General features: G+C 55.0%; 20 protein-coding genes. 11 read left to right on the forward strand and 9 right to left on the reverse strand.

Translation table 11 applies throughout. The annotated features are described in order from the left end of the window. The first annotated feature begins 10 nt into the window (after window positions 1-10). The 6 genes from rlpA (at window position 11) to lipA (ending at window position 5,998) form a co-directional block, all read left to right on the forward strand. Entirely contained in the window at window positions 11-1,111 is a 1,101-nt protein-coding gene (gene rlpA, locus F153LOC_RS05190) for an endolytic peptidoglycan transglycosylase RlpA (RefSeq protein ID WP_102104173.1), read from the forward strand. Window positions 1,112-1,250: 139 nt separating this feature from the next. After that, entirely contained in the window at window positions 1,251-2,462 is a 1,212-nt protein-coding gene (gene dacA / locus F153LOC_RS05195; protein WP_095281215.1) for a D-alanyl-D-alanine carboxypeptidase DacA, read from the forward strand. Window positions 2,463-2,570: 108 nt separating this feature from the next. Next, a complete protein-coding gene (gene ybeD, locus F153LOC_RS05200; protein ID WP_095281214.1) occupies window positions 2,571-2,834 on the forward strand; it encodes a DUF493 family protein YbeD in 264 nt (87 codons plus the stop codon). Window positions 2,835-2,931: 97 nt separating this feature from the next. Beyond that, the gene (gene lipB / locus F153LOC_RS05205) at window positions 2,932-3,573 is read left to right on the forward strand and encodes a lipoyl(octanoyl) transferase LipB (protein WP_102104174.1); all 642 of its coding nucleotides are present in this window, start codon (window positions 2,932-2,934) and stop codon (window positions 3,571-3,573) included. Window positions 3,574-3,872: 299 nt separating this feature from the next. After that, window positions 3,873-4,826: a YbeF family transcriptional regulator gene (locus tag F153LOC_RS05210; protein WP_102104175.1), complete on the forward strand. Its 954-nt coding sequence runs from the start codon at window positions 3,873-3,875 to the stop codon at window positions 4,824-4,826. Window positions 4,827-5,032: 206 nt separating this feature from the next. After that, window positions 5,033-5,998: a lipoyl synthase gene (gene lipA / locus F153LOC_RS05215; protein ID WP_102104176.1), complete on the forward strand. Its 966-nt coding sequence runs from the start codon at window positions 5,033-5,035 to the stop codon at window positions 5,996-5,998. 81 nt (window positions 5,999-6,079) lie between these two features. Here lipA and tatE read toward each other — a convergent pair whose 3' ends face one another. Together tatE and F153LOC_RS05225 are read right to left on the reverse strand one after the other, a co-directional pair. Further along, window positions 6,080-6,283: a twin-arginine translocase subunit TatE gene (gene tatE / locus F153LOC_RS05220; protein WP_100777233.1), complete on the reverse strand. Its 204-nt coding sequence runs from the start codon at window positions 6,281-6,283 to the stop codon at window positions 6,080-6,082. 127 nt (window positions 6,284-6,410) lie between these two features. Beyond that, the gene (locus F153LOC_RS05225; RefSeq protein WP_102104177.1) at window positions 6,411-7,199 is read right to left on the reverse strand and encodes a deaminated glutathione amidase; all 789 of its coding nucleotides are present in this window, start codon (window positions 7,197-7,199) and stop codon (window positions 6,411-6,413) included. A gap of 66 nt (window positions 7,200-7,265) precedes the next feature. On the opposite strand from F153LOC_RS05225, the gene crcB reads away from it, so the two are divergent. Further along, window positions 7,266-7,649 (forward strand): fluoride efflux transporter CrcB, encoded by a 384-nt coding sequence (crcB, locus tag F153LOC_RS05230; RefSeq protein ID WP_102104178.1) that lies wholly within the window; start codon window positions 7,266-7,268, stop codon window positions 7,647-7,649. Window positions 7,650-7,872: 223 nt separating this feature from the next. On the opposite strand, the gene cspE is transcribed toward crcB, so the two are convergent. The 7 genes from cspE to F153LOC_RS05265 form a co-directional block, all read right to left on the reverse strand. Next, a complete protein-coding gene (gene cspE, locus F153LOC_RS05235; RefSeq protein WP_000034826.1) occupies window positions 7,873-8,082 on the reverse strand; it encodes a transcription antiterminator/RNA stability regulator CspE in 210 nt (69 codons plus the stop codon). 190 nt (window positions 8,083-8,272) lie between these two features. Beyond that, window positions 8,273-8,818, reverse strand: coding sequence for a lipid IV(A) palmitoyltransferase PagP (pagP, locus tag F153LOC_RS05240; protein ID WP_102104179.1), 546 nt, complete (start codon window positions 8,816-8,818; stop codon window positions 8,273-8,275). Between the two features lie 193 nt (window positions 8,819-9,011). Next, entirely contained in the window at window positions 9,012-12,116 is a 3,105-nt protein-coding gene (locus F153LOC_RS05245) for an efflux RND transporter permease subunit (RefSeq protein WP_102104180.1), read from the reverse strand. Continuing rightward, window positions 12,113-13,318 carry an efflux RND transporter periplasmic adaptor subunit gene (locus tag F153LOC_RS05250; protein WP_102104181.1) on the reverse strand — a complete coding sequence of 402 codons (1,206 nt, stop codon included), beginning with the start codon at window positions 13,316-13,318 and terminating at the stop codon, window positions 12,113-12,115. The genes F153LOC_RS05245 and F153LOC_RS05250 overlap by 4 nt, the downstream gene beginning before the upstream one ends. Further along, window positions 13,315-14,571 (reverse strand): TolC family protein, encoded by a 1,257-nt coding sequence (locus F153LOC_RS05255; RefSeq protein WP_102104182.1) that lies wholly within the window; start codon window positions 14,569-14,571, stop codon window positions 13,315-13,317. The genes F153LOC_RS05250 and F153LOC_RS05255 overlap by 4 nt, the downstream gene beginning before the upstream one ends. Before the next feature lie 11 nt (window positions 14,572-14,582). Further along, window positions 14,583-14,894, reverse strand: coding sequence for a copper-binding protein (locus F153LOC_RS05260; RefSeq protein ID WP_102104183.1), 312 nt, complete (start codon window positions 14,892-14,894; stop codon window positions 14,583-14,585). 55 nt (window positions 14,895-14,949) lie between these two features. Then, window positions 14,950-15,351 (reverse strand): hypothetical protein, encoded by a 402-nt coding sequence (locus F153LOC_RS05265; RefSeq protein WP_102104184.1) that lies wholly within the window; start codon window positions 15,349-15,351, stop codon window positions 14,950-14,952. A gap of 341 nt (window positions 15,352-15,692) precedes the next feature. On the opposite strand from F153LOC_RS05265, the gene dcuC reads away from it, so the two are divergent. From dcuC to F153LOC_RS05285, 4 genes are all read left to right on the forward strand, one after another. Beyond that, window positions 15,693-17,066, forward strand: a complete 1,374-nt coding sequence (gene dcuC, locus F153LOC_RS05270; protein ID WP_102104185.1) for an anaerobic C4-dicarboxylate transporter DcuC — start codon at window positions 15,693-15,695, stop codon at window positions 17,064-17,066. 142 nt (window positions 17,067-17,208) lie between these two features. Beyond that, window positions 17,209-18,018 (forward strand): ribonuclease I, encoded by an 810-nt coding sequence (gene rna, locus F153LOC_RS05275; protein ID WP_102104186.1) that lies wholly within the window; start codon window positions 17,209-17,211, stop codon window positions 18,016-18,018. A gap of 173 nt (window positions 18,019-18,191) precedes the next feature. After that, on the forward strand, window positions 18,192-18,518 hold the full coding sequence (locus F153LOC_RS05280) for a PTS fructose transporter subunit IIB (protein ID WP_102104187.1): 327 nt from the start codon (window positions 18,192-18,194) through the stop codon (window positions 18,516-18,518). Window positions 18,519-18,542: 24 nt separating this feature from the next. Further along, entirely contained in the window at window positions 18,543-19,793 is a 1,251-nt protein-coding gene (locus F153LOC_RS05285; protein ID WP_102104188.1) for a PTS fructose transporter subunit IIC, read from the forward strand. Window positions 19,794-19,797 lie beyond the last annotated feature (4 nt).

Here is a 19,797-nt window from a genome sequence, read left to right on the forward strand (position 1 = left end):
GGGGATCGCCATGCGTAAGCAGTGGCTGGGTATCTGCATCGCAGCAAGTTTACTTGCAGCTTGTTCAAGTGATGATGGTCAGCAACAGGCAACCATCGCGCCGCCGCAGCCTGCGGTCTGTAACGGTCCGGTTGTTGAAATCAGTGGCGCGGACCCGATTTATGAGCCGCTGAACGCGGGCGCCAATCAGAATTACGAACGCGACGGCAAAAGCTATAAGATCGTTCAGGACCCGTCCCGTTTCAGTCAGGCCGGTTTTGCCGCCATCTATGACGCAGAGCCAGGCAGCAACCTGACTGCCTCTGGCGAGACCTTCGACCCGGCGCAAATCACAGCCGCACACCCGACGCTGCCTATCCCAAGCTATGTCCGCGTCACCAACCTGGCGAATGGCCGCATGATTGTGGTGCGTATTAACGATCGTGGCCCTTACGGTAACGATCGCGTGATTTCGCTCTCCCGCGCGGCTGCCGATCGTCTGAATACCTCCAACAATACTAAAGTCCGCATCGATCCGATTATCGTGGCCCAGGACGGAACGCTGTCTGGCCCTGGAACCGTGTGTACGACCGTCGCCAAACAGACCTATGCCCTGCCCGCTCGTCCGGATTTGAACGGAGGAATGGGGAGCGCCTCTTCCCTGCCGCAAGACACCACGCCACCGGACAATGTGCGCGCCATCAGCAACGATACGCTGAAAAGTGACGACTCCACCGGTGCGCCGGTGAGCAGCAGCGGTTTCCTGGGCGCAGCGACACCGCTGGCCTCCGGCGTGCTGGAAGGCAGTGAACCAACACCAGCCCCCGTTGCGGCCACACCTGTCACTCAGCCAGCGCCGGTGACCGCGCCTGCCGCGGTGACGCCGCCAGCGGCGACCTCTGCCAGCGGCAATTTTGTGGTTCAGGTCGGTGCGGTAAGCGAGCAAGCGCGTGCGCAGCAGTATCAGCAGCAGCTGAGCCAGAAATTTGGCGTACCTGGTCGCGTTGAGCAAAACGGTGCCGTCTGGCGTATCCAGATGGGGCCGTTTGCCAGCAAATCGCAGGCCGCGTCGTTGCAGCAGCGTCTGCAAAACGAAGCGCAGTTACAGTCGTTTATCGCTGTTGCGAAGTAATGAATCGGCGGTATCCGAATTGTCAGTTTGTGTAACCAACGTTCACAATCTCATGCTGAAAGTCGGATGCCTGCCTGTATAGCATTTGCTATAGTAAGGCACTTTTTTTAATTCCATCACGGATGTCGTAGTTCTGACCATGAAGACCACTCTCTCCGCTCGATTCTTGCAGCGCATGGCGCTGACCACGGCCCTTTGCGCAGCCGCTCTCTCAGCCGCTCACGCCGATGACCTGAATATCAAGACCATGATCCCTGGCGTTCCGCAAATTGACGCGGAATCCTACATCCTGATCGACTACAACTCCGGCAAAGTGCTGGCAGAACAGAACGCTGATTCGCGCCGTGACCCTGCGAGCCTGACCAAAATGATGACCAGCTACGTCATCGGCCAGGCGATGAAAGCGGGTAAATTCAAAGAGACTGACCTGGTCACCGTGGGTAACGATGCCTGGGCGACCGGTAACCCGGTGTTTAAAGGCTCTTCCCTGATGTTCCTGAAACCAGGGATGCAGGTGCCCGTTTCTCAGCTGATCCGTGGCATTAACCTGCAGTCCGGTAACGACGCCTGTGTGGCCATGGCCGATTTCGCCGCCGGTAGCCAGGACGCCTTTGTTGGCCTGATGAACAGCTACGTTTCCGCGCTGGGCCTGAAAAACAGCCACTTCCAGACCGTACACGGCCTGGACGCAGACGGTCAGTACAGCTCCGCACGTGATATGGCGCTGATTGGCCAGGCGCTGATTCGTGACGTGCCGAACGAATACACCATCTATAAAGAAAAAGAGTTCACCTTTAACGGTATCCGCCAGACCAACCGTAACGGTCTGCTGTGGGATAACAGCCTGAACGTCGACGGCATCAAAACCGGTCATACGGATAAAGCGGGCTACAACCTGGTGGCCTCCGCGACTGAAGGCCAGATGCGTCTGATCTCTGCGGTGATGGGCGGTCGTACCTTTAAAGGCCGTGAGACGGAAAGTAAAAAACTGCTGACCTGGGGCTTCCGTTTCTTCGAAACCGTGAATCCGCTGAAAGCCGGTAAAGAATTTGCGTCAGAGCCAGTGTGGTTTGGCGACAACGACCGCGCATCCCTGGGCGTAGATAAAGATCTGTACCTGACCATTCCTCGTGGTCGCATGAAAGACCTGAAAGCCAGCTACGTGCTGAACACCAGCGAACTTCACGCGCCGCTACAGAAGAACCAGGTGGTGGGAACCATCAACTTCCAGCTCGACGGTAAAACCATCGATCAGCGTCCGCTGGTGGTGCTGGATGAAATTCCTGAAGGCAATTTCTTCGGCAAAATCATTGATTACATTAAATTGATGTTCCATCACTGGTTTGGATAAAAATTGAACACTTGAAAGTGTGATTTTGATCCCCATATACTAGGTATCCTGATAACTCCCACCCTCACGTGGGAGTTATTATTTTTTTGATGTAATGCCGGAGCTGACATGAAAACCAAACTTAACGAACTGCTTGAATTCCCTACCCCGTTTACTTACAAAGTAATGGGTCAGGCGTTGCCGGAGCTGGTTGACCAGGTGGTTGAAGTGGTACAGCGCCATGCGCCGGGTGACTACTCTCCGACGGTAAAACCAAGCAGCAAGGGCAACTACCACTCGGTTTCCATCACCATTACTGCCACGCATATTGAGCAGGTCGAAACCCTGTACGAAGAGCTCGGCAATATCGAAATCGTCCGTATGGTGCTGTAGTCCCCTCGTGGTTACCCGCTTTGCCGGGTAACCCGCTCCCCTCTCTGTGATATACTCCCCACACCCTTTTCTCGCTACCTCCCCCGGAGTTGCTGTTTTGTATCAGGATAAAATTCTTGTCCGCCATCTCGGGCTGCAACCTTATGAGCCTGTCTCTCAGGCTATGCATGATTTCACTGACTCACGCGATGACAACACGCCCGATGAGATCTGGCTGGTCGAGCACCTGCCGGTTTTCACTCAGGGGCAGGCAGGTAAAGCAGAGCATGTGCTGGTTCCCGGTGATATCCCGGTTATTCAAAGCGATCGCGGCGGGCAAGTGACCTACCACGGACCGGGTCAGCAAGTGATGTATGTCCTGCTGAATCTGAAACGCCGCAAACTCGGGGTACGCGAACTGGTCACGCTGCTGGAGCAAACCGTAGTGGATACGCTGGCAGAATACGGCATCGATGCCCATCCGCGTGCCGATGCGCCGGGGGTGTATGTCGGGGAGATGAAGATCTGTTCGCTCGGGTTGCGCATCCGCAAGGGCTGCTCATTCCACGGCCTTGCGCTCAATATCAATATGGATCTTTCGCCTTTCCTGCGCATCAATCCGTGTGGTTATGCGGGAATGGAAATGACCCAAATGCACCATTGGGTAGAAAATGTCACCCCAGATATTATTCGCCCGACGCTGGTAAGTAATCTTTTAGCGCTGCTAAACAATCCACCACACGAATATATTCCCGCTTAATATATTATACATGATGGTCCATTTATTTTATGGACCTTCGCGTATTTACCGCATTTACGCTTTACAATAATCCATTGTTTCTATATTTTCGAAGCGCTTGAGCAGGTTCACATATTTTGCTGCGTTTAATTTCAGTACGTGAATACCACCTTGCGAACTGGCCTTCATTTGATTGAAAATTACACAGTTAGTTGATTTCCCTAAACAATTGACATCCACAAAATACTTTACCAATCACTACAAGCACAATATATAAATTCAACTATCATTCATATTGTGAATGAATACGGAGTGACAGCGTGGATTATAATAATTTACCGGCTAAACGACTGAATGAGCCAGGCGGTCAGGACAAGCCGCAAGTTTTTCGGACTTTGCGTAATATTGACCTCAATTTATTGACGATCTTTGAGGCCGTATATGTCCATAAGGGTATCGTTAATGCTGCGAAAATTCTTAATCTCACCCCCTCAGCAATTAGCCAGTCAATTCAGAAATTGCGCGCTATATTTCCTGACCCGCTGTTTATTCGTAAAGGCCAGGGTGTCACCCCTACCGCTTACGCCACGCACCTTCACGAGTACATCAGCCAAGGGCTGGAGTCGATTCTCGGTGCACTGGATCTCACTGGCAGCTATGACAAACAACGCACCATTACGATAGGCACATCGCCTTCCGTCGGCGCGATGGTCTTGCCGATTATCTATCAGGCGGTTAAGCGTGAAGCCCCGCAGCTGATGCTGCGCAATATTCCGGTTAACGACACGGAAACCCAGCTCGCGCAGTTCCAGACTGACCTGATTATCGACAGCAATGCTTTTGGCGCACGATCGCTGGCCCACAGCGTGCTGTATGCCGACGGGCTGCTGCTGGTATGTCGCAAAAATCATCCGGCCCTCAGCCAGACGGCAACGGCTGAAAATCTGCGTGAGTATGAGTACGCCCTGTTCATGAATGACGGGCACAACCTGAATCAGCTGCACCAGCGCGTTAACGAACTGTTCCCGGATCGCCTGGTGAACTTCAGCAGTTACAATATGTTTACGATTGCGGCGCTGGTGGGCAACAGCGACATGATCACCATTATGCCTTCGCGCCTTTATACCCTGCTGCGCCAGTGCTGGCCACTGGAACAGATCCCCTACGCGCCGCTAAATGCTGAATCTATTGAGATTGCGCTGCATTACAATAAACTGAGCCTGCGCGACCCGGTTCTGGAAAACGTGATTAACATTATCCGTCAGGCGTTTTAAAGCCCCTTCCAGCGCAAGCCCCTGCCCCGCAGGGGACAAAGGGCACAAAACAACAACTATTTTACAATTTGGCGACCTCACAGGCTGCTTTATCGCCCTTATCAATGATATACTGCCTGTCGTTCGTTCAAAAATAGTTGATAAATACAACATTCCCTTGAATTGAAACGCTTTCCCTCGAATTTCGCAACTGGAACACGCACGCTATGAGTAAACCCATTGTGATGGAACGCGGTGTTAAGTACCGCGACGCCGATAAAATGGCCCTTATCCCGGTTAAAAACGTGGTTACGGAGCGCGAAGCGCTGTTAAGAAAACCGGAATGGATGAAAATCAAACTTCCGGCTGACTCGTCACGCATTCAGGGTATCAAAGCGGCGATGCGTAAGAACGGCCTTCACTCTGTCTGTGAAGAAGCGTCTTGCCCGAACCTTGCGGAATGTTTCAACCACGGTACGGCCACCTTCATGATTCTGGGAGCGATTTGCACCCGTCGCTGCCCGTTCTGCGACGTGGCACACGGTCGCCCGGTCGCCCCTGACGCCAACGAGCCGCTGAAGCTGGCCCAGACCATTGCCGACATGGCATTGCGTTACGTGGTGATTACCTCCGTTGACCGTGACGATCTCCGCGACGGCGGTGCGCAGCACTTTGCAGATTGCATCACCGCCATCCGTGAGAAAAGCCCGAACATTAAGATTGAAACGCTGGTGCCCGATTTCCGTGGTCGTATGGATCGCGCGCTGGATATTCTCACCGCCACGCCACCGGATGTGTTCAACCACAACCTAGAAAACGTGCCGCGCGTTTACCGTCAGGTCCGTCCGGGCGCAGACTACAACTGGTCACTGAAGCTGCTGGAACGCTTTAAAGAAGCGCATCCGCACATTCCAACCAAATCTGGTTTGATGGTCGGTCTGGGTGAAACAAACGCCGAAATTATCGAAGTGATGCGCGATCTGCGCCGCCATGGCGTGACGATGCTGACCCTGGGCCAGTATCTGCAGCCTAGCCGTCATCACCTGCCGGTACAGCGCTACGTCAGCCCAGATGAGTTCGATGAAATGAAAGCCGAAGCGATGGCGATGGGCTTTACCCACGCGGCTTGTGGTCCATTCGTTCGCTCTTCCTACCATGCGGATATGCAGGCGAAAGGCGAAGAAGTGAAGTAATAATTTATTACACTTCACCCATAAAAAAACCGGCTATTACGCCGGTTTTTTTCTTTCCAGAGAACTGGAAGGACAGTGCCATTACTCTTTGTGCGACAGCTTCTCAGCCGGGACGTCGCCCTCTGCCGTTTTCTTAGCAGTGGTGTCGTCATCGTTCATCGCTTTTTTGAAGCCTTTAATGGCTGTACCCAGGTCTCCGCCCAGAGTACGTAACTTCTTGGTACCAAACAGCAGGACGACCAGCGCCGCAACCACCAGCAGTTTAGTAATACTAATCTCACCCATAGATACCTTCTTCACTTAAAACAGGCTGCAAACAGCGCCAGAAAACCTGATGTTATTAACGGACATTCGACGCGCGCACACAATAGCAATCTGTAACAAGGTGAATCAAGCTCTGATGAAAAAAACATCACATTAATTGCGGTGGCGCAAACCGTCGGTTGGTCAGAACCGGTAATTGCCGCCGCGCCTGAGCGATTCGCTCAGAAGAGATCTCGGCCATAAATAGGCCTGGCGCTTCACCCGCTGCCGCAATCGTCACGCCCAGGGGATCAACAATCCGGCTCTGGCCGATATTCTTATTACCGCACTCTCCGGCGGCAACGATGTAGCAGGTGGTGTCCAGCGCGCGTGCGGTTAATAACGTCGCCCAGTGATGCTCTTTGAGCGGCCCTCTGACCCACGCGGCGGGCAGCACTAAGACTTCCGCCCCGGCCAGCGCCAGGTTCAGCGCCATCTCCGGGAAGCGTAAATCGTAGCAGGTCATCAGCCCCAGCTTGATGCCCTCGACGTCTATCAGCGGTGGGATCTGGCTGCCGGGATCAACCAGGCGGGATTCCTGAACAGTAAACGCATCATAGAGATGGAGCTTGGCGTAATCCGCGATGATTTTCCCCTCGCGCAGTACGACCAGGGTATTGGCTGCCCTGCCCTCGGTCGTCGGGACATGCACCGTCAGCACCGTGGTGAGCCGGTTGCGCTGGCTCTCATCCAGCAACAGCTGTAAAAAGCCGCCGTCCAGGGGCTGCGCCGACTTTACCGAAAGGTCCGGGTCCTGATCATGACGTGCCAGAAGCGCCTCCGGGAGAACCAGCAGCGCGGCTCCTTGGCGCGCCGCTTGTGCCATCAATGAGACACACTGTCGGGCGTTTTCCTCCCAGAATGGGCTAACCGCGAACTGTCCAACCGCAACATACATATTTTCCCCCTGCTTCACTTAGCGATACACTCAATACTTTGACTCATTCAATAGCAGGAATTGACAGTGTTACAACTCCTTTTAGCCGTGTTTATTGGCGGCGGCACGGGCAGCGTTGCGCGATGGTTTCTCAGCATGCGCTTTAACCCCATGCATCAGGCCATTCCGATGGGTACACTCGCCGCGAACCTGATCGGCGCGTTTATCATTGGTATGGGATTAGCGTGGTTTAACCGCATGACTCACATCGATCCGATGTGGAAATTATTGATCACCACCGGTTTTTGCGGCGGGTTAACGACCTTTTCCACCTTCTCGGCTGAAGTGGTATTTCTGCTCCAGGACGGGCGTTTTGGCTGGGCACTGACAAACATTGCCGTCAACATGCTCGGCTCGTTTGCGATGACCGCGCTCGCATTTTGGTTATTTTCTGCCGCCAGCGCGCATTAATCACTGGCATATTAATGTTAGCTTAATTTTTCTCTGTCACGCTTGTCGACAAATCGACCAGGGGTGATGAGATGAAAGAAAAAGTGATGAGCGCAGGCATGATGTTACTGAGCGTACTTATCGTCGCCAGCTTTCTGAAAATGTATCTGTTTTAGCTCTAAAAAAAGCACAAAAAAAACCCGCTCAATGAGCGGGTTTTGGAGTTCTTGCTGAACGGCTCGAATTACAGAGCAGTTACGTTAGCAGCAGAAGGACCTTTGGCACCGTTAGTGATTTCGAACTCAACGCGCTGGCCTTCAGCCAGGGTTTTGAAACCATTAGTCTGGATTGCAGAGAAGTGTACGAACACGTCTTTGCTGCCATCTTCCGGAGTAATGAAACCGAATCCTTTGGACTCATTAAACCACTTAACGTTACCTTTAATCTTAGACATCAAAATTACCTTTACATGAAAAATGGACACAAATGCTGTGTCGGGTATCAGTACAACAATTGTGGGCCGTTTTGTCCAGCGGTTCTTTGTTAAAAAGTGACAAAAGTCGCGTTAATTTTATCGACTGGCTGTTTGTGCTTTGCGATTCAAAAAGCGTGCATTTTTCAGCCAATCGACAGTTTTTTTTCAGTTAAAACTGGAAGCGCATCCAGGCGAAGTAAACGTTACCGTTGTTGTAGGTACCCGGAATATAAGTCATCTGGAATGTGGCCGGGCCGTAGCCGATTGACGCCAGCGGCAGCAGCACAGGAATCGGGATGTATTTCCAGTTATCACGCGCCGTAAAGCCCGCCGTGTACCCCAGGCCCATGTGGAAATTATCATCCGCCAGCGGACGCCAGGTCTTCTCCCACCCGTAACCACCAATCGGCTCCCATTTGTTATAGGAGTCTTTAAACGCCATCAGGTAAAGGCCGTGCCAGTTGCCTTTATCATCCCAGCGGGATTGACCAAAACCGGCCCCCCACGGGCGTTCGTTGTAACGATCCGTTTTCTCTTTGTCGTAAGCAAAACGGGCGTGCCAGGTGATTGCCGGAACATACAGGTCATAATGCTCAGGTTCGTTCCAGGTCTGCGCTACGTTGTCGGTGAAGGTTGAGAACCACCCTTTATCAGCCGTTTTCTCATCTGCCATCGCCGAAGCCGATAAGGTGAGCTGAGCAAAAACAAACAACATAACCAGGAAAATATTATTTCTTATCGTCACAATGAAATTACCATTTTTCGTATTCGGGGCGATTTTAACAAATATTAATTAAATGAAGACTGAATAACATCGCCCTTAATCCGAATTATTTACTTTCAAAAGTGGGAATATTCCTGGCGAATAACAGCAAAACGCCCCGAAATAATCGGGGCGCAAAGATTAATTAACGCTTATGTAACAATTTATACAAAGCAGGAATAACCAGCATGGATAATAAGGGTGCTGTGACCATACCGCCGATCATCGGTGCCGCAATGCGCTGCATCACCTCAGAGCCGCTTCCGCCGCCCCACATGATGGGTAGCAATCCCGCCATGATCGTGGCAACCGTCATCACTTTTGGCCGCACGCGCAGCACTGCACCTTCATGAATCGCACGCATCAGTTGCGTGTTTCCCCCCTCAGGATATTTATCCAGAGCCTGATTGAGATACAGCACCATAATAACGCCGAATTCCGCAGCCACCCCGGCGAGGGCTATAAATCCGACAGCACCCGCGACGGAAAGATTATATCCCAGCAGCCACAACAGCCATACGCCACCTATAAGCGCAAACGGTAAAGTCCCCATTATTAATAAGACATCCGCGATCCGCTTAAACGTCAGCCACAACAAAATAAAGATAATCATCAACGTCACCGGAAGCACCAGTTTCAGTTTTTCCGTGGCGCGTTCCAGATATTCAAATTGCCCGGACCACGACAGAGAAACACCCTGCGGCAATGTGACCTGTTCGGCGACGCGCTGCTGCATCTCTTCAACAGCGGACTTCAAATCCCGCCCGCGCAGGTCGACATAAATCCAGTTCGAGAGCCGTGCGTTCTCGCTTTTCAGCATCGGCGGCCCTTCTGTCACCTGGATATCCGCCAGTTCTCCCAGCGCGATCTGGCTGCCATTTGCCGTCACTACTGGCAGAACCCGCAGCTTATCGACGTTATCCCTAAGATCGCGGGGATAGCGCACGTTGATGGGATAGCGCTCGCGCCCCTGAATCACCTCTCCGATGTTGTCACCGCCCACCAGCGTCGAGACCATACTCTGCAGCTCATCGACGGAGACACCGTAGCGCGCCGCTTTTTGCCGGTCGATACGAATATCGACATAGCGCCCGCCCGCCAACCGTTCTGCCAGCGCAGACGTCACGCCCGGCACCTGCTTCACAATCGACTCAATCTGCCCGGCGACGCGTTCGATATCGGCAATATTGTTGCCGTTCACCTTAATCCCCACCGGACTCTTGATCCCCGTCGCCAGCATGTCCAGACGGTTACGAATCGGCGGCACCCAGACGTTGGCAATACCAGGGACCGAGACGGTTTTATCCAGCTCCTCCACCAGTTTTTCAGGCGTCATGCCAGGCCGCCACTGGTCGCGCGGCTTAAAGTGGATCGTGGTTTCTATCATCGTCAGCGGCGCCGGATCCGTTGCCGTGTCCGCTCGTCCGGCTTTACCAAACACGCTCGCGACTTCCGGTACGCTCTTAATCAGCCGATCGGTTTGCTGCACCAGACGACTGGCCTCGCGCGCTGAAATGCCCGGCAGCGTCGACGGCATATACAGCAGATCCCCCTCATTGAGCGGCGGCATAAACTCGCTGCCCAGCCGACTGAGTGGCCACAGCGTCACCAGTAAAAGCACCAGCGCCAGCGCCAGGGTTGTTTTGGGAAAGCGCAGAACGTTATCGAGCAGCGGCTCATACAGCCGAATCAAAAAGCGGTTTATTGGGTTGGCCTTTTCATCCGGGATTTTGCCGCGAATGAAATAGCCCATCAGCACCGGAACCAGCGTGATCCCAAGCCCTGCCGCCACCGCCATCGACCAGGTTTTGGTGAAAGCCAGCGGCGAGAACATGCGGCCCTCTTGCGCTTCGAGGGAAAAGACCGGGATGAACGACAGCGTAATAATCAGCAGGCTGCAAAACAGCGCCGGTCCCACTTCGACCGCCGCCCGCTCGGCCAGATGCCAGTAATCGCCGGAGGTAGGCTCCTGATCCGGATGATCGTGTCGCCACTGCTCCAGCACTTTGTGCATGTTTTCAATCATCACAATCGCCGCATCGACCATCGCGCCAATCGCAATCGCAATCCCACCCAACGACATAATATTGGCGTTGATGCCCTGGTAGTGCATCACCACGAACGCCCCCAGAATCCCTAAGGGTAACGAGACGATCGCCACCAGCGCCGAGCGGAAATGAAAGAGGAATAACGCGCACACCAGCACCACTACCGCAAACTCTTCCAGCAGTTTATGGGTCAGGGTTTTGACCGACTCTTCAATCAGCGTTGAGCGATCGTAAACCGGCACAATCTCCACCCCTTCCGGCAGCGTTTTTTGCAGCGCCTGGAGTTTATCTTTCACCGCATGAATAGTTTCCAGCGCATTTTGCCCGTAGCGCATCACCACCACGCCGCCCGCCACTTCACCTTCACCGTTTAGTTCCGCTACTCCACGACGGATTTCAGGCCCGTAGCCCACCGTCGCGACATCGCTGAGCAGCACCGGTTTGCCGTCACGCGACGTAAGCACCACATTGCGGAAATCATCCAGCGAGCGCAGATAACCGGTGGTGCGCACCATGTATTCCGCCTCCCCCATCTCCAGCAGCGCGCCGCCGCTCTCCTTATTCGCCGCCTGAATGGCACTCACCAGCTGACCGTGAGTGATATTCAGCGCACGCATTTTTTCGGGCGAGGCCACTATTTGATACTGACGCACCATACCGCCGATGCTGGCGACTTCAGAGACGTTCGGGACGGTTTTAAGCTCAAACTTTAAGGTCCAGTCCTGCAGCGCCCGCAAATCGGCGAGGCTGTGCTTGCCGGTGCGGTCGATCAGCGCATATTCATAAATCCAGCCGACCCCTGTCGCATCCGGCCCAAGAGAGACTTTCACTCCCGCCGGGAATTGCGACTGCACCTGGCTCAGATACTCCAGCACCCTTGAACGCGCCCAGTACAGATCGGTGCCATCTTCGAACAGCACATAGACATAGGCATCGCCAAACATTGAAAAACCACGCACGGTTTTGGCCCCCGGCACGGAGAGCATCGAAGTGGTGAGCGGCCAGGTCACTTGATCCTCAATGACCTGCGGCGCTTTGCCTGGATAGCTGGCTTTGACGATCACCTGCACGTCCGAGAGATCCGGCAGCGCGTCCAGCGGCGCGCGCTGGACCGCCCACCAGCCCCAGCCAGCCATGATCGCGGCTGCGAGGATCACCAGCAGCCGGTTGCGTAATGAAGCACGAATGACGGCGGCAATCATGGCGTCACCTCCGGCAGCGCGCTGCGCAGGCTCGCTTCCGAGTCGATCAGGAATTGCCCGGAGGTCACCACGATATCGCCCTCCTGCACGCCAGAGGTGATTTCGGTCCAGCCTTCAGCCGTCATTCCCGTTGTCACCTTAACCGGGCGGAAATAGCCATCGCCCGTTGCCAGCAAAACACGCTGCGATTCACCGCTGTTAATCACCGCCTCTTCCGGGACAGCAAGCACCGCAGCACCGCGCGTTTGCTCTGCGCGAGAAACATTCAGGAACATGCCTGGCTTCAGTTTATTGCCTGGGTTTTCCAGTACGATTCGCGCCTGAAGCGTGCGCGTGGTCGCTTCCATTTGCGGCAGCAGTTCGCTGACGGTGCCGTGAAAACGCTCGCCCGGCCAGCTTTCGGACGTGGCACTCATTTCGCTGCCCACCGTCAGGGATTGCGCCTGGGTTTGCGGATAATCCACAACCAGCCAGACCGTATCCAGCGCGGCGATCTCAAATAATGGCGCGGTGGCCGCCACCTGCGCCCCTTCCCGCGCGTCCAGCTTGACGACATACCCGGCGCGGTCGGCGCGCAGGGTTAATCGGGTTTGCGGTTTCCCGCTGCGCTCGACGGCGCGAATAGTCTCTTCCGGCATAAACTGTAGCGCCAGCCGCTCCCGCGCCGCGCGGGTGAGCGTCGCGTCCCCAAGCTGACGTACGGCCAGATACTCCTGCTGCGCCGTTGTCCACTGGGGAACCCAGATCTCTGCCAGCGGTTCACCGGCTTTGACCTGCTGCTGCTGCGCACGCACGTAGAGTTTTGCGATCACGCCCGCAGCGGGTGCCGGATAAATTGTCAGGCTGCGTTCATTAGTCGAGACCGTCGCATAGGCCGAGAAAGGCTGCGCCAGCGCGCGCTTCTGCGCTTTACCCGTTTTCATCCCGAGGTTTTGCTGCTGCTCGGCACTGATCCCCACGCCCGTCGCCGCTTTCTCTTCGTCGGCGTAACGCGGCACCAGATCCATATCCATGAAAGGCGATTTCCCGGGCTTATCGAAACGCTGGCCCGGCATCATCGGGTCGTACCAGTAGAGCACTTTGCGCTCGGCCGGTTTTGCCTCGTCGGGAGCGGTGTGCATCGTGCGCTGCCCCGCGTAATAGCCGCCGCCCGCAGCCAGCAGAACGGCCAGTGCGGTTGCGCTTAACGTCAGTATTTTCATTGTGTGATGTCCTGCGGGATCAGCCATTGAATTGCCGCCCAGGTCCGCGCCATCTCGCGCTCGGCCTGATTGGCAGCCAGTTCGGTATCGAGCACGCTGCGACGTGCCTCAAGGAGCGCCGGGAGTTCCGACTGCCCGGAACGGTACTGTGCGGCCAGCACCGCCAGCCGTTGATGCTGGAGCGGCAGAAGATCATCGCGCTGGCGCTGCCACAGGGTCTGCGCGGCCTGATATTGCGCCACCAGCGACTGCACCTGCGCGACATGCTCGCGCTGAATCAACGTCAGCTGATCCACGGCCTGCATCGATCGCGACACCTCGGCGGCATAGTCCTTGTCCTGTCGGCGCGACTGGAACAGCGGCAGATCGACGGTAAACATCACGCCCGCCATATCGTCATACCCTTCGGCGCGATGAGCGTAGAACACCTCCACATCAACGTCGGGGATCGCCGCTATCGCCGACTGGGCCGAGCGGGCTTTTGCCGTTTCCGACTCGCGCTGCGCGGCTTCCACTTCCGGATGCCGCACAATCGCCTCCTCCAGCGTCTTTTCGTCGGCAGGTAAACGTTGATAGCGCGGCAGCGGGCCTTGCACATCGGTAATAGCTTGCCCGGTGAGCTGGAACAGGCGGCTTTGCGCCAGCTGAACATCCCGGCTCGCGAGCGTCACTTTGTCGCGCATTGCGCTCAGAGTCATCTGCAACGAGAGCACGCTGTCGGGCGATGCACTTCCTGCGCCGACGCTGGCCTTTTGCACGCCCTGCTGACGCTCGGTTTCACTCACCAGATTTTTGGCGGTTGTGAGTGCCTGCTTTGATAACGCAAGATCGAGCCACGCCTGCGCCGTATCACGCTGGAGCGCGGCGCGAATGGCCTCGGACTTCGCCTCCACACCCCGCGCCTGGGCCTGTAACGTTTGCGATTTACGCTCCCGCTTTTCCGCACTCACGTAGCTTTGCATGACGCCAATGCGCTGCATCGTCATCCCTTCGCGGCTAAACCGCTGGTCATTACTCCCCTGCACCGGCACGTTTTCGATGCCGAATTTGAGTTTAGGGTCGGGCAGCTGAGTAGCGGAATCCGCCATCATATCCAGCGCCTGCGCTTCGTTGCGGCTGGCAGAAAGCTCCGCAGAATAGCGCTGGGCTTCGGTCAGGGTTTGCGCGAGCGTCCAGGACTGGGCCTGAACCGCTGAGCTTAAAAAGCCGAGCAGCACCCCACCGAGCCACAGGCTCAGTGTCTGATATTTCATGGTCTTCTCCCTTAGCGCAGCGGCGTCAGGGAGATAATCTGGAAGCCGTCACCCGCGCGTTCGAGCGTAAAGGTGACGCGATCGCCGGACTTCAGCGAAGCGGTATCCACATTTTTCGCCAGCACAAACGGCATGGTCATCGCGGGCCACTGCAGTTCAGGAATGGCCTGATGCTGGAGGATGATTTGGGGTGGTGCGATCTCCTGAACCACGCCCTGGCCTTGCCAGTGTTGGGCTGCAGATGACGGATCGGTGGCCTGAACGGAAAGAGAGATAAGGGAAAACAGCACGCCCGTAAGCGCAGAGACAAAAATTGCACGCATGATAAAACTCCTGTTAATCGTAAAAGAAAAATAAATTCAACGAATTAACAGAGAGCTATTCCCGGAACCGGCAAAAACGGATCGTTGCCGGCGGCCCCGCTGCGGGAGGGGTGAGTGACCATGCGGACGGCGAAACGTCGCTGCATGAAGGGGTGTTTAAGCTGATAGTCATGGTCGCAGGAAGCGCGACCACCTGCGTCTGCCCGGGATCTTTTTGCGCCTGATCCGGAACGCAGTGTTTTTCACACAGAGGCGAAATATTGCTGAGCTCGTGATGAAGCGGCGTGGTCATCATGTCCATATGCTGGATCATGGCGCTTTCGCCGCGCGGGCTCAGGGAGCAATCATGGGACGCAACCGCGACCTGGCTCTGAATCAGCAGCCAGCCGAACGCGAACAAAAACATCAGCAGATGTTTTTTTAGAAAGCGCAGGCGGTAACTCCAGCTGGCATGCATATTCGCGTCGTCGGGTGGCAAAATGAAGCCGAGTATAAGAACAGCGCGTGTTGAAATTAAAGCTATTTTAAATAGTTTTACGTTCTAAATCCTTTCACGGATAAAACCCTCTAAATATCACAACAATTAATTATCATTTTAATGACATATAATAATCATAGCTGCGGTCAATAGTGTGGTGACACAAATGACGTAGTGGTGGCAAAATATCGTTGATGGCCATTTTAGTAGTCATTTTATTGATTTTAGTCAGCAAGAACTGCCCATTTATTCGGCACATTTCAACACTTCATTTTTTTGATTTTCCGTGCTCTCTGGGGAGCGCACGTACAGGGGAAACCATGCTTACCGTTATCGAACTCCTCATCGGAGTGGTCGTCATTGTCGGCGTTGCGCGCTACATCATTAAAGGCTATTCCGCCACCGGGGTATTATTCGTCGGCGGTTTAACGCTGCTTATTATTAGTGCGCTAATGGGCCACCAGGTGTTACCGGCCAGCGAAACCAGCACCGGTTATACCGCCACCGATATTGTGGAATATATTAAAATTCTGCTGATGAGCCGCGGTGGCGATCTCGGCATGATGATTATGATGCTGTGTGGTTTCGCCGCGTATATGACCCATATCGGCGCCAATGATATGGTTGTCAAACTGGCCTCAAAGCCGCTGCAATATATTAACTCCCCCTACATTCTGATGATTGCCGCCTATTTCGTGGCGTGCCTGATGTCGCTGGCGGTCTCCTCCGCTACCGGTCTCGGCGTTCTGCTGATGGCGACGTTGTTCCCGGTGATGGTGAACGTGGGTATCAGCCGCGGTGCCGCGGCGGCGATTTGCGCCTCCCCTGCCGCGATTATCCTCTCCCCAACGTCCGGTGACGTGGTATTAGCTGCAAAAGCCGCCGAAATGCCGCTGATAGATTTCGCCTTTAAAACTACCCTGCCGATCTCTATCGCCGCCATTATCGGTATGGCAGTTGCGCACTATTTCTGGCAGAAGTATCTCGATAAAAAAGAAAACATCAGCCACGAGATGCTGGACGTGAGTGAAATCACCACCACCGCGCCATCGTTCTACGCCATTCTGCCGTTTACGCCGATCATTGGCGTACTGATTTTCGATGGTAAATGGGGCCCACAGCTGCACATTATTACCATTCTGGTGATCTGCATGCTGCTGGCGGCGGTGCTGGAATTCGTACGCGGCTTTAATACTCAGAAAGTGTTCTCCGGCCTGGAAGTGGCGTATCGCGGGATGGCTGACGCCTTTGCGGGCGTGGTGATGCTGCTGGTCGCGGCGGGCGTTTTCGCCCAGGGTCTGAGCACCATCGGCTTTATTCAGAGCCTGATCTCCATCGCTACCTCCTTCGGCTCTGCCAGCATTATCCTGATGCTGGTGCTGGTTGTCCTGACGATGCTGGCCGCCATGACGACCGGCTCCGGTAACGCCCCGTTCTATGCGTTCGTCGAGATGATTCCAAAACTGGCACACTCGTCCGGAATCAACCCGGCCTACCTTTCGATTCCAATGCTGCAGGCCTCCAACCTGGGCCGTACTATCTCCCCGGTTTCCGGCGTGGTGGTTGCGGTCGCCGGTATGGCCAAAATTTCCCCGTTCGAAGTGGTGAAACGCACCTCTGTTCCGGTGCTGGTCGGCCTGGTCATTGTGATTATCGCAACAGAAATCCTCGTGCCGGGTACGGTCGCGGGATAAAAGAATGGGCCTGGCGGCGCTGCGCTAGCCAGGCCTGCCTTACCCTCAGCCCGCGTCGCCGGGCACAAAAAGCGCCTGCGGGCGCTTTTTGTGCTTTAATAAGTTCCTGGAATTAATTTCCCTTTAATCATCAGGAATTCAAATGTTCAGGAAGGATATCGTTCTCCGGTTCAGTGCAACCGCCCTTACCCTGTGCGCCTTCTCAGCACATGCCGCGTCGCTTCAGGCCACTCAATATGCCGATTTTGATCGCTACGTCCTTGCCCTCTCCTGGCAGACCGGTTTTTGCCAGAGCATGCACGACCGCAACCGCAATGAGCCTGACGAGTGCCGCCTGCAAAAAGAGAGCACAACCAAAACGGATTTTCTGACGGTTCACGGCCTGTGGCCGAGCCTGCCCAAATCTATCGCCTCACGCGGAGTGGACGATCGCCGCTGGATGCGATTTGGCTGCGCCACTCGCCCCGTCCCCAACATGCCAGAAGCCAGAGCCAGCCGTAAATGCGCCGCTGCCGAAACCGGGCTTTCCTTTGAAGCCGCCGCAAAACTCAACGGCGTAATGCCGGGCGCGGGCGGAGAGTCTTGTCTGGAACGCTATGAATACGCCAAGCACGGCGTCTGCTTTGGGTTCGATCCTGACGCCTATTTTGGCACCATGGTGCGCATGAATCAGGAGGTGAAAAGCAGCGCGCTGGGGAACTTCCTTGCTGATCACTACGGCAAAACGGTTTCTCGCCGCGATTTTGACGAGGCCGTCGCCAAAAGCTGGGGCAACGAATCCGTTAAAGCCGTCAAGCTGACCTGCAACAATAACCCGGCGTATCTCACCGAACTGCAGCTTTCACTCAAGGCCACAACCATCAACGCACCGCTCTCATCGGCGTCGTTTGCGCCCCAGCCGCACCCTGGCAACTGTGGCAAACAGTTTGTCATTGATAAAGTCGGCTACTGATCCTCTGCCGGGGGCACCCGCACCCGGCGTTTCATCCTTTTCCCTTATATGACGATAAGCGTCACACTTCTGATCTCACGCCTCATCTCTCCAGCTAATGCATCATTTATCCGGTAAACAACCTGGAAACCTCCCCGCCATAATCGCGGTGTCATCTACAGGAGAATGTTCACATGGCTAAAAAACTGATTGCGTTGTGCGCCTGCCCGATGGGCCTGGCACATACCTTTATGGCGGCTCAGGCGCTGGAAGAGGCCGCGGTAGAAGCAGGCTACGAAGTCAAAATTGAAACCCAGGGGGCGGATGGCATCCAGAACCGCTTAACGCCACAGGATATCGCCGGGGCGGACATTATTATTCACGCCATCGCGATCACACCGGAAGACAACGAACGCTTTGAAACGCGGGACGTGTACGAAATTACCCTTCAGGACGCCATTAAAAACGCGGCGGGAACCCTGAAAGAAATCGAAGAAATGATTGCTGCAGAACAACAATAATCCTCCACCTCAGGGGTCCTGGTTATGGCAATTAAAAAACGCAGTGCGGTTCGGTCGGACGGTCACGAAGGCGATACCCTCGCACTCACCCCCGCGCCCGCCGCAACGGGCAATACCTTCTGGAAAGAACTTCCACAGCACATTATGTCGGGAATTTCCCGCATGGTACCTACGCTGATCATGGGCGGGGTGATCCTCGCCATTTCGCAGCTCATCGCCTATGTCTGGCTGGAGATCCCGCCGGACACCGTCATTCTGGATGCGCTGAACTCCGGCCACTTCACAGGTTTTAATCTGTCGATGCTGAAGTTTGGTTACCTGACGGAATCCTTCGGCGGGCTGCTGTTCAGCTTCGCGATCCCGATGTTTTCTGCCTTTGTCGCCAACTCTATCGGCGGCAAGCTGGCCTTCCCGGCAGGTTTTATCGGCGGGCTGGTCTCCACCCAGCCGACGCTGGTGCTAAATTTCGACCCGGAAAAACTCACCTGGCTTGCCACCAAACCTGTGCCTTCTACCTTTATTGGCGCGTTGATTATCGCTATTGCGGCAGGCTATCTGGTCAAATGGCTGAACAACAAAATTAACCTTCCTCAGTATCTGCTGGCGTTTAAAAGCACCTTTCTGATTCCAATTCTCTCCGCGCTGTTTGTGATGCTGGCGATGTATTACGTCATTACGCCTGTTGGCGGCTGGCTGAACGCAGGCATGCGCACGCTGTTGCTGGCTGCAGGCGAGTCTGGCTCGATGATGTACGCCATCGGCATGGCGGCGGCGACCGCCATTGATCTCGGTGGGCCGATCAACAAAGCGGCGGGATTTGTCGGGCTTGGGCTAACCACCGATCACGTATTACCGATCACCTCCCGCGCCGTCGCGATTGTTATCCCGCCGATTGGTCTGGGGCTGGCGACGTTAATCGACCATCGTCTGACCGGCAAACTTCTGTTTAGCCCGCAGCTTTACCCGCAGGGAAAAACGGCAATGTTTCTGGCGTTCATGGGTATCAGTGAAGGGGCAATCCCCTTCCTGCTGGAAAACCCGCTCGCCACGCTACCGGCCTATATGGTGGGCGCAATTGCCGGAGCGATGACGGCAACAGCGCTCGGTGCCGTGCAGTGGTTCCCGGAATCCGCTATCTGGGCATGGCCGCTGGTTACCAACCTGGGAGCTTACATGCTCAGCATTCTGGTTGGCGCGACGATCACCGCCCTGCTGGTGGTGCTGATACGTAACAACATGCATAAGCGCGGAAAACTGTCCGTCGATACGCTGTAACGAG

The organism is Lelliottia sp. F153, from assembly GCF_002870005.1.
GTDB classification, from domain to species: domain Bacteria; phylum Pseudomonadota; class Gammaproteobacteria; order Enterobacterales; family Enterobacteriaceae; genus Enterobacter; species Enterobacter nimipressuralis.

What these genes read in the sequence shown, in the direction of transcription:
- rlpA (WP_102104173.1), top strand. Translation starts at nt 11, where the DNA reads ATGCGTAAGCAGTGGCTGGGTATCTGCATCGCAGCAAGTTTACTTGCA.
- dacA (WP_095281215.1), top strand. Translation starts at nt 1,251, where the DNA reads ATGAAGACCACTCTCTCCGCTCGATTCTTGCAGCGCATGGCGCTGACC.
- ybeD (WP_095281214.1), top strand. Translation starts at nt 2,571, where the DNA reads ATGAAAACCAAACTTAACGAACTGCTTGAATTCCCTACCCCGTTTACT.
- lipA (WP_102104176.1), top strand. Translation starts at nt 5,033, where the DNA reads ATGAGTAAACCCATTGTGATGGAACGCGGTGTTAAGTACCGCGACGCC.
- tatE (WP_100777233.1), bottom strand. Translation starts at nt 6,283, where the DNA reads ATGGGTGAGATTAGTATTACTAAACTGCTGGTGGTTGCGGCGCTGGTC.
- F153LOC_RS05225 (WP_102104177.1), bottom strand. Translation starts at nt 7,199, where the DNA reads ATGTATGTTGCGGTTGGACAGTTCGCGGTTAGCCCATTCTGGGAGGAA.
- cspE (WP_000034826.1), bottom strand. Translation starts at nt 8,082, where the DNA reads ATGTCTAAGATTAAAGGTAACGTTAAGTGGTTTAATGAGTCCAAAGGA.
- pagP (WP_102104179.1), bottom strand. Translation starts at nt 8,818, where the DNA reads ATGTTGTTTGTTTTTGCTCAGCTCACCTTATCGGCTTCGGCGATGGCA.
- F153LOC_RS05245 (WP_102104180.1), bottom strand. Translation starts at nt 12,116, where the DNA reads ATGATTGCCGCCGTCATTCGTGCTTCATTACGCAACCGGCTGCTGGTG.
- F153LOC_RS05250 (WP_102104181.1), bottom strand. Translation starts at nt 13,318, where the DNA reads ATGAAAATACTGACGTTAAGCGCAACCGCACTGGCCGTTCTGCTGGCT.
- F153LOC_RS05255 (WP_102104182.1), bottom strand. Translation starts at nt 14,571, where the DNA reads ATGAAATATCAGACACTGAGCCTGTGGCTCGGTGGGGTGCTGCTCGGC.
- F153LOC_RS05260 (WP_102104183.1), bottom strand. Translation starts at nt 14,894, where the DNA reads ATGCGTGCAATTTTTGTCTCTGCGCTTACGGGCGTGCTGTTTTCCCTT.
- F153LOC_RS05265 (WP_102104184.1), bottom strand. Translation starts at nt 15,351, where the DNA reads ATGCATGCCAGCTGGAGTTACCGCCTGCGCTTTCTAAAAAAACATCTG.
- dcuC (WP_102104185.1), top strand. Translation starts at nt 15,693, where the DNA reads ATGCTTACCGTTATCGAACTCCTCATCGGAGTGGTCGTCATTGTCGGC.
- rna (WP_102104186.1), top strand. Translation starts at nt 17,209, where the DNA reads ATGTTCAGGAAGGATATCGTTCTCCGGTTCAGTGCAACCGCCCTTACC.
- F153LOC_RS05280 (WP_102104187.1), top strand. Translation starts at nt 18,192, where the DNA reads ATGGCTAAAAAACTGATTGCGTTGTGCGCCTGCCCGATGGGCCTGGCA.
- F153LOC_RS05285 (WP_102104188.1), top strand. Translation starts at nt 18,543, where the DNA reads ATGGCAATTAAAAAACGCAGTGCGGTTCGGTCGGACGGTCACGAAGGC.